The organism is Streptomyces soli, assembly GCF_003999195.1.
Taxonomy (GTDB): domain Bacteria; phylum Actinomycetota; class Actinomycetes; order Streptomycetales; family Streptomycetaceae; genus Actinacidiphila; species Actinacidiphila soli.
On sequence record NZ_RJVR01000079.1, the window covers coordinates 1 to 9118 of the forward strand.

Annotated in this window: 6 protein-coding genes; all 6 read right to left on the bottom strand. The window is 70.6% G+C overall.

Going from position 1 to position 9118, the window contains the following annotated elements:
- Positions 1–2881, bottom strand: a 2881-nt coding sequence (locus EFK10_RS51900) for an RHS repeat-associated core domain-containing protein (protein WP_206305327.1), incomplete at its 3' end; no start/stop codon positions are given.
- A gap of 150 nt (positions 2882–3031) precedes the next feature.
- On the bottom strand, positions 3032–5032 hold the full coding sequence (locus tag EFK10_RS48460; protein WP_206305328.1) for a SpvB/TcaC N-terminal domain-containing protein: 2001 nt from the start codon (positions 5030–5032) through the stop codon (positions 3032–3034).
- 168 nt (positions 5033–5200) lie between these two features.
- On the bottom strand, positions 5201–6070 hold the full coding sequence (gene truB / locus EFK10_RS06315; protein WP_127354765.1) for a tRNA pseudouridine(55) synthase TruB: 870 nt from the start codon (positions 6068–6070) through the stop codon (positions 5201–5203).
- On the bottom strand, positions 6067–6534 hold the full coding sequence (rbfA, locus tag EFK10_RS06320; protein ID WP_127354766.1) for a 30S ribosome-binding factor RbfA: 468 nt from the start codon (positions 6532–6534) through the stop codon (positions 6067–6069). The genes truB and rbfA overlap by 4 nt, the downstream gene beginning before the upstream one ends.
- A gap of 25 nt (positions 6535–6559) precedes the next feature.
- Complete coding sequence (locus tag EFK10_RS06325; protein WP_127354767.1) at positions 6560–6853, bottom strand: DUF503 domain-containing protein; 294 nt, start codon at positions 6851–6853, stop codon at positions 6560–6562.
- Positions 6854–6988: 135 nt separating this feature from the next.
- The coding region (infB, locus tag EFK10_RS06330; RefSeq protein WP_127354768.1) for a translation initiation factor IF-2 at positions 6989–9118 on the bottom strand (2130 nt) is incomplete at its 5' end.

Sequence of the window (9118 nt, forward strand, 5' to 3'; positions counted from 1 at the left end):
CCACCGCGCCGGTGAGCGCGGAGGCGGCCCGGCCGGCGGTGCTCCTGACGGCCTGACCGGCGGTGGAGTTCAGGGCCGCCCGGCCGACCGCGCCCAGCCCGGCCATGGCCCCAGCGGTCGCCGCGCCGGTGAGGGCGCCCACGCCGACCGTGGTCGCGAGGCCGCCCCAGGAGAACTGCTCCTTGCCCTCGGCGACATCGACCCCGTACCCGGCCGCCGCACCGGCCGCACCGGCCGCCGCGCCCGCCAGGATCAGGCAGCCGACGCCGGTTGCGCACACCGCGCCGACCGCGATGCCGACGCCGATGCCGACCGCCACGTCCGCGATCAGGCCCTTGTGCTGGTCGGCCCAGTCCCAGGCCGACGACACACCCGACTTGACCGCGTTCCAGGCCCCGGACAGCGACCACAGCCCGGTCGGGTCGGTGTACGACACCGGGTTGTTGGCCCCGTAGGAGTACGGGTTGGCGGTCTGCGCCGACAGCGAGTCGTACGCCGGGTCCGTGGACAGGAAGCGGCCCAGCTCGGGGTTGTAGTAGCGGGCCCCGAGTGCCACCAGCCCGGTGCTGGGGTCCTTGGTCTTGCCGAGCCAGCCCCGGTCGGTGACCGGCGACGCGGATCCGGTGCGCACCTCCCCGTACGGGTCGTAATAGGTGCGCTCGAAAAGTCCGGTGCCTTCGAGCACGGCGATCTGCGCCGAGCCCTGGGTGTCGCTGAGCTGCCACTTCAGCAGCCCGGTCGGCAGCCGTTCGGCGATGGTGGTGCCGGCGATGGCGTAGTAGCGGGTGCCCTTGCAGATGCCGAGGGCGACGGTGATCTCCTGGCCGTCGATGTAGAGGGTGGCGACGCCGGCGGGGTCGGTTCTGGCCAGCCGGGTGCCGTCGGGCGCGTAGACGAAGCTGGTCTTCTTCAGCAGCGCCGTGGTGGCCGACACCATCTGGTGCCGGTCGTTCCACTCGTAGGTGGTGGGGATCAGGAGCTCGGTCTGCTTGCTGGTCTGGCCGTTGACGTCGTAGCTGTACGAGTCGTGGCCTGCGCCGGTGACCGCGTGCGGGTGGGCGCTGTCCTCGTACGCGTAGGTCACGGTGCCGCCCAGCAGGGAGCGGCGGGAGGCGAGGTTGCCGTCGTCGGTGTAGGTCCAGGACGAGTTGAAGCCGGCCGGGCCCTCGTGGGTGGTCGTGGAGCCGGCGTCGGAGCAGTCGGTCTGCTGGGTGGTCCAGGCGTGGGTGAGCCGGTCGAGGCCGTCGTAGGTGTAGCAGGTCTCGACGGGCTTGGGCAGCGTAGTGTCGGTGACCGAGGTGAGGTTGCCGGAGGGGTCCCAGGCGTAGGTGTCATCCTGTTCGGTCTTCGTGCCGTCGGTGAGCGGGTTGCCCATCAGCGTCTGGATGCGCGACAGCCGCTGGGTGCCGTTCTCGTACGCGTAGGCGCGGCGCAGCGGGAAGTGATCGTCGGCGTAGTCGCGGCCGGCGAGCTTGCCGTCGGCGGCGTAGTCGGTGCCGGAGACGTAGTCGCGCGTCTTGCCGTCGGTGGTGCCGGACAGGGTGACGGGGTTGCCGAGGGCGTCGTAGGTGGTGGTGAGTTTCTCGGCGGGGGTGCCGATGACGGCGTCGGGGTATTCGGTGCTGATGACGTGGTCGGCGGCGTCGTAGGTGTAGTTGACGGTGTGCGACAGGGCGTGGAGGGAGCCTCCGGTGCCTGCCGGAAAGGTCCACTTCTTGCCGTTGACCCGGCCCCGGGGGTCGTAGCCGGTGACGGCGACCGTGTACTGCTTGCCGCCCACGTAGCTGGTCTGCGCGGCGAGCTGGCCGGTGCCGTTGCTGATGTCGGCGGAGTCGTAGGTCCACGACGCCGTCCTGGTGCCGCTGCCGGAGGGGCCGGTCCAGCGGGCCACGGGCCGGTCGAGGGCGTCGAAGTCCGTCGTCACGGCGAGCTTGCCGGTGCCCTCAGCGACGGCCTTGGCGTCCCAGGACTTCACGGGGTTGCCGTTGGCGTCGTACTCGGTCTTCGAGGCCCCGGAGTCCGGGTCGTCGGCGGTGAGGGACCGGCCCAGCAGGTCGTAGGTGTAGGTGGCCCTGTGCCCCTGCGGGTCGGTGGTCGAGGCCAGTTTGTCACCGGTGGTGTAGGTGTAGGCGGTGGTGACGAGGTCGTCGCCGCTGCCTTCCTGCTTGCGTACCTCGCGGGCCCGGGCGTCGGTCCAGGAGGTGGTGGGGACGCCTCCGGCGGGCGGCGTGGTGCGGACGTGGTCGCCCCAGTAGGCGATGCTGCTCGCCCACAGCTCCTTGCCGCTGCCGTACTCGGCCTTGCGGACGGCCCGGCCGAGGGAGTCGTAGGTGTAGCGCGTTTCGTCGACCTGGTCCGCCGGGACCGACAGCAGGGCGGAGCCGGCCTGGCCGGTGGCGACCAACGGCAGGGACTCGGCGGCGACGTCACCGTAGTCGTCGTAGCGGGTGTCGGTGACGACGGTCTTCGGCGCGTCGCCGGTGGAGGCCGGCGAGACCTCCTGGGTCTGCCGGTCGCGGCCGAGGGAGTCCAGGAACGCCCAGGTGGTGACGTAGCTGTCGCCGGACTGGAGCTGGCGAGTGGTCACCAGTGGCGGCTTGGTGTGGTCCGGATCCAGGTAGTACGCGAAGGTCTGGGCCGGTGGGTCGCCGGCCGCCTGCTCGGCCTCCCGTACGGAGGTGAGCCGGCCGAGCTGGTCGTAGGTGTTGGCCGTGGTGCGGTTGTTGGCGTCCGTGACGGCGGTGGGCTGCTGGCGGTCGGGGTCGAGGGTGGTGACCTCGGTCTGGCCGAGTGCGTTGGTCTCGGTGACGGTTGCCGGGCGGCCGGTTGCCGGGGCATAGGCGGTGGTGGAGACGTTGCCGTTTCCGTCGGTCTCGCTCACGGTCCGGCCGTACGCGTCGAAGGCGGCCGCCGTGCTGACCGTTTGCGTGACCGTGTCGGGCCCGGAGGCCCGGACGGCGGAGACCGAGCGGGTCAGGTCGCCCTTGGTGACCGGGCCGCCGACGGTGGTGGAGCCGTCGTAGTACTGGTCCTAGTCCTGGGTGTTGGAGTCGTAGTGGCCCTCGGGCAGGTTGTCCACGGGGCACGGGTCCGGCTGGCCGTACACCACGTCGACGCGGCGGCCCAGCTCGTCGGTGACCGAGGAGATGCGGAGCTTGCGCATCTGCGGGGCGCCGGAGGCAGGGTCGGCATCGGCCCGGTTGGCGTACTCCTTGCCGGTGAACTCGACGGCGGGCAGGGACTCCTCGCCGTCCCCGGCGAGGCCGGTCTGCTGGACCTTCTCCAGCCAGAGCGCGGCGCTGGTGCCGTCCGACGGCTCGGGGAAGGAGTACGTGAAGTCGAGCCGGTCGACGTCCGTCCAGCCACCGTCGGCGTTGGAACGCTGGGCGGTCGCCGAGCGCAGCAGCTCCCCGGTGAAGAAGGTCGGCGCCTTCTGGTCGTCCCCGGTACAGTCGCCGCTGGTGCAGAGCGAGTCCATCGGCACGTCGGGGTAGGAGGAGGCGTGGTCGGCGTCGAAGGCCGGGCAGTCACCGGTCCCTCCCCCAGACTCCGTCCGGGAGGTACCCCCAGCGGCCTCGGTGCAGCGCGGGGCTGTGGTGAAGTGCAGCCGGGCCGGGGCCTGGGTGTCCTTCGCGCCGGAGCGCTGGGAGTAGACGATGTCCCGCAGCGAGCCGCCGCGTACGTACTCGGTGGAGCGAGAGGCGATGCCGTTGCGGGCGTAGCGGTTGGTCTCCTGGGTGTAGAAGAAGGTGCTGGAGTTGCCGTGGGCGTCCACGACGCCGTCGAGGTTCCAGCGCCAGGCCTGCTTGCACCAGGAGTCCTCCAGCGACGCGGCGTGGCAGGGCTCGCCGGAGTCGTCACCGAAGACGGGCACGGTGAAGACCGAGTCAGTGGCACTGGCCGTAGTGGCCTGCTTGCCGCGTCCGAAGGTGTACTTGGTGCCCTGAGGGGTGGTCACCACCCAGTACTCGCCGTTGTTGTCGCCGTTGTCGGCGCCCGTGAAGCGCTGCACGCGCCAGCCGGGGTCCTCCTTGGCGCGCCAGATGTCGTCGCCCGCGGCCTTGTCCTTGACCAGGGCCGATGACGTGCCCTGCAGGGACAGCCGCAGCTCGTCGCCGGCCCAGCACAGGTCGCCGGTGTCGCCGCCGTCGTCGGCGCAGCCCTTGTATCGGCGCTCCAGGAAGGGCAGCGCCAGGTCCCAGCCCTGGCCGACCCAGGACGACTGGTTGTTCTCGGCGGCGACCATGCCGTCCACGGCCTGCGAGGAGTAGCCGAGGTTGATGTCGGGCGCGTCCCCGGAAAGCGCGGGCACCTGCGGCAGCGGCAGGGACCAGTTGAAGTCGCCGGATTGCAGACCGACCGACCACTTGCTTGACGACGACAGCTTGGTCGCGGTGGCGGAGCCGGTCTCGCCGGACACGGCGGCGATGACGACGAAGACGGTGCCCGGGTCCGAGGCCGGGACATCGGCGACGAGGGTGTGGGTGGTCAGGTCCACATGGCTGGGCACCGGCGTGCCGGTGGCGCAGTCCGGGTTCTCCGGGGTAGTCAGTACGCAGGCGGGCTTGGCCGCCAGACGTAAGCGGGACTCGAAGTCCCCGCCGTACGCGTCCGCGAACCCGGAGACGTCGACCCGGACACCGACCTTGCCGCCGCCCTCGGCCTTCGTGACCCGGAACGCCGTGCCGTGGCCGCCCGAGCGGCGTGCGGTGTCATTGCCGTACGCGGTGACCGAGACCCGGTCCGGTGCCTTGGCCCGGGCTCTGGGCGCGGTGACGGACACCGCGCTCGCGCCCACCTCGGCCGGCGCGGCGCCCGAGCGGACGGCGACGGTCGCCGAACCGCCCTTGGGCCTACGCACCTTGGCGGGCGCTGCCTGCGCCGGTGTCGTGTCGGCCGCCTTGGGCCGGGCCTTGACCGCCGTCCCCGTCACGTTCACCACGGCCGCGTCGGCGTTCACTATGTCCGTCACGACGGCTGCGGCCTGCGCCACCGGTTGGAGCCCCGTGAGCACCAGAGCCGCTAACGCCACACCGGTGACCTTTGACCGTCCTTTGCGCATGTGCCGCCCCCATAACAGCCAACTCACAGAAATCAGGGCTGGGACAGTCTCAAGGCATGCATGTACGCGTCAATCGAACGGCTTTCGCTCCCCCGGTTCCGGAACTGGCCGTGTCCTGCACCGGCCAGGGGACACCGGTCAGGCGAAGTTGGCGAGGATCTTCGACTCGGCGTCCTTGGCCTCGACCAGGGCCAGGAAACGGTCATCCGGGCCGAAGACAGCCGTGGGCTGATCCCCCACGCCTGGTGGGAGGGGCAGCCGGATGCCGTGGGAGAGCCGCTTGGCCTGCTCGGCGTCGACCTCCCAGCGAGGGAAGGCCGCGGCCGCCGCCTCACCGATGGGCATGATGTCGAGGGACGCCTCGAGCTGCTCCAGGGTGCGGGCCGTGCCGATCCCGTACGGCCCGACGCGGGTGCGCCGCAGGGCGGTGAGGTGTCCGCCGACGCCCAGGTCGGCGCCCAGGTCGCGGGCGAGGGCGCGGATGTAGGTACCGGAGGAGCACTCGACGGTGACGTCGAGGTCGACGAGGTCGCCCTCGCTGCGCAGGTCGTCCAGGGTGAAGGAGGAGACGGTGACCGGCCGGGCGGCCAGCTCGAAGTCCTCGCCGCCGCGCACCCGCGCGTAGGACCGTACGCCGTTGACCTTGATGGCGCTGACCTTGGAGGGGACCTGGAAGATGTCGCCGGTGAGCTTGGCGATGCCCGCGTCCACGGCCTCCCGGGTGACGCCGGCCGCCGGGGCAGACGCCGTCACCTCGCCCTCCGCGTCGTCCGTCACCGTGGTCTGGCCGAGCCGGATCGTGGCGACGTACTCCTTACGGGTGAGCGCGAGGTGGCCGAGGAGGCGGGTGGCCTTCTCGACGCCGAGGACCAGGACGCCCGTCGCCATGGGGTCCAGGGTGCCGGCGTGGCCGACGCGCCGGGTGCCGGCGAGGCGCCGCATGCGCGACACCACGCCGTGGGAGGTCAGCCCGGCCGGCTTGTCGACAATGACGAGCCCGTCCTTCATGCCTTGTCGCCCTGCTCGTCCTCGTCGTCGTCGATCTCGTCGTCCTCGGAGGGCTTGCGGTACGGGTCGGCCTCGCCCGCGTACGCCGCGTCCGTGGCCGTCTTGCGGACGTCCTCGTCGATGGCGCGGGCCTTGGCGAGGAGGTCCTCGATGGTGCGGGCGTTCTCCGGGATGGCATCGGCGACGAAGGTCAGGCTCGGGGTGAAGCGCACCCCGGTCTGCCGTCCGACCTCGGAGCGGAGGACGCCCTTGGCGCTCTCCAGAGCGGCGGCCGAGGCCGTGCGCTCCTCCTCGGAGCCGAAGACCGTGTAGAAGACGGTCGCCTCCCGGAGGTCACCGGTGACCCGGGTGTCGGTGATCGTGACGTACCCCAGGCGCGGATCCTTGATCCGGCGCTGAAGGGTCTCGGCGACCACGACCCGGATGCGGTCCGCCAGCTTGCGCGCCCGCGCGGTGTCGGTCATGCGTGCTCTTCTCTCTCTTCGGTCTTCAATCGTCGTCGCCGTGCAGCCGCTGCCGTACCGACAGCAGGTCCACCTCGGGCCGGGCCGCCATCCAGCGCTCGCACCGGTCCAGTACGTCATTGAGGTGCCCGAGGTCCCCGGACACCACCGCCAGGCCGATCTCGGCCCTGCGGTAAAGATCATGGCCGTCGACCTCGGCCACGCTGACCGCGAACTTGCGGTGCAGCTCGGCGACGATGGGCCGGACGACGGACCGCTTCTCCTTCAGTGACCGTACGTCACCGAGAAGCAGATCGAAGGACAGCGTCCCTACATACATGGGCGTCAGGGCAAGCCGCCCTGTGAGGCCTCGTTGTGAACAGCATGAACAGTCATCACAACACTACGGGCAACGGCCGGGGCCGATCGACGGAATTTACTCCGCCGACCGGCCCCGGTCGCGTGTACCGCTGGATCAGCTTCGCGGCTTCTCGCGCATCTCGTACGTCGCGATGACGTCGTCGATCTTGATGTCGTTGAAGTTGCCGAGGTTGATACCGCCCTCGTAACCCTCACGAATCTCGGTGACGTCATCCTTGAAGCGACGCAGACCCTCGATGTTGAGGTTCTCGGCGATGACCTTGCCGTCGCGGAGAAGGCGCGCCTTGGTGTTGCGCCTGACCTCGCCGGAGCGGACCAGGACACCGGCGATGTTGCCGAGCTTGCTGGACCGGAAGATCTCGCGGATCTCCGCGGTGCCGAGCTCGACCTCCTCGTACTCGGGCTTGAGCATGCCCTTGAGGGCCGCCTCGATCTCCTCGATGGCCTGGTAGATCACCGAGTAGTAGCGGATGTCGACACCCTCGCGCTCGGCCATCTGCGTGGCGCGGCCTTCGGCCCGCACGTTGAAGCCGATGACGATGGCGTCGGAACCCGCCGCCAGGTTGATGTCGGACTCGGTGACCGCACCCACACCACGGTGCAGGATGCGGATGTCCACCTCGTCGCCGGCGTCGAGCTGGAGCAGCGAGGACTCGAGAGCCTCGACCGAACCGGACGCGTCGCCCTTGATGATGAGGTTGAGCTGCTGGACCTCGCCGGCCTTGAGAGCCTCGTCCAGGTTCTCCAGGGAGAACCGGACACCCTTGCGGGCAAAGGCCGCGTTCCGCTCACGGGCGGCACGCTTCTCAGCGATCTGACGGGCGGTGCGGTCCTCGTCGACAACCAGGAAGTTGTCGCCGGCGCCCGGCACGTTGGTCAGACCGAGCACCAGGACCGGGGTCGAGGGGCCCGCCTCTTCGAGGTTGTTGCCGTTGTCGTCGAGCATGGCCCGGACACGGCCGTACGCGTCGCCGACGACCATCGTGTCGCCGACCCGCAGGGTGCCACGCTGGACGAGCACGGTGGCCACGGCGCCACGGCCGCGGTCGAGGTGAGCCTCGATCGCGATGCCCTGCGCGTCCTGCTCCGGGTTGGCCCGCAGGTCGAGCGAGGCGTCCGCGGTCAGGACCACGGCCTCCAGCAGGCTGTCGATGTGCAGGCCCTGCTTGGCGGAGATGTCGACGAACATGGTGTCGCCGCCGTACTCCTCGGCCACCAGGCCGAACTCGGTCAGCTGACCGCGCACCTTCGTCGGGTCCGCGCCCTCGACGTCGATCTTGTTGACTGCGACCACGATCGGCACACCGGCCGCCTTGGCGTGGTTCAGCGCCTCGATCGTCTGGGGCATCACACCGTCGTTCGCCGCCACCACGAGGATCGCGATGTCGGTCGACTTGGCACCACGGGCACGCATGGCGGTGAACGCCTCGTGACCCGGGGTGTCGATGAAGGTGATGCGACGCTCTTCGCCGTTGACATCGGTGGCCACCTGGTAGGCACCGATGTGCTGGGTGATGCCGCCGGCCTCGCCCGCGACCACGTTGGTCTTGCGGATCGCGTCGAGAAGGCGGGTCTTACCGTGGTCGACGTGACCCATGACGGTCACGACCGGCGGACGCGCGACGAGTGCTTCCTCGCCACCCTCGTCCTCGCCGAACTCGATGTCGAAGGACTCGAGCAGCTCGCGGTCCTCCTCCTCCGGGCTGACGATCTCCAGGACGTAGTTCATCTCGGTCGCGAGCAGCTGCAGCGTGTCGTCCGAGACCGACTGCGTCGCGGTGACCATCTCGCCGATGTTCAGCATCACCTGGACGAGCGACGCCGGGTTGGCGCCGATCTTCTCGGCGAAGTCAGTCAGCGAGGAGCCACGGCGAAGCCGTACCGAAGCACCGTTGCCGCGGGGCAGCAGCACGCCGCCCACGGACGGGGCCTGCATGGCCTCGTACTCCTGGCGCCGCTGACGCTTGCTCTTACGGCCACGGGCCGGACGGCCACCGGGGCCTCGACCGAAGGCACCCTGCGTACCGCCACGGGCGTTGGGGCCGCCGGGACGGCCGCCGAAGCCACCGGGACGGGGACCGAAGCCACCGCCACCACCGGGGGCGCCGCCACCCGGACGGGGACCGCCGAAGCCGCCGCCACCACCGGGACGACCGCCACCGCCGCCGCCACCGCCGGGACGACCGGCGAAGCCGCCGCCACCGCCGCCGGGACGACCGGCACC

What these genes read in the sequence shown, in the direction of transcription:
- truB (WP_127354765.1), bottom strand. Translation starts at nt 6,070, where the DNA reads ATGAAGGACGGGCTCGTCATTGTCGACAAGCCGGCCGGGCTGACCTCC.
- rbfA (WP_127354766.1), bottom strand. Translation starts at nt 6,534, where the DNA reads ATGACCGACACCGCGCGGGCGCGCAAGCTGGCGGACCGCATCCGGGTC.
- EFK10_RS06325 (WP_127354767.1), bottom strand. Translation starts at nt 6,853, where the DNA reads ATGTATGTAGGGACGCTGTCCTTCGATCTGCTTCTCGGTGACGTACGG.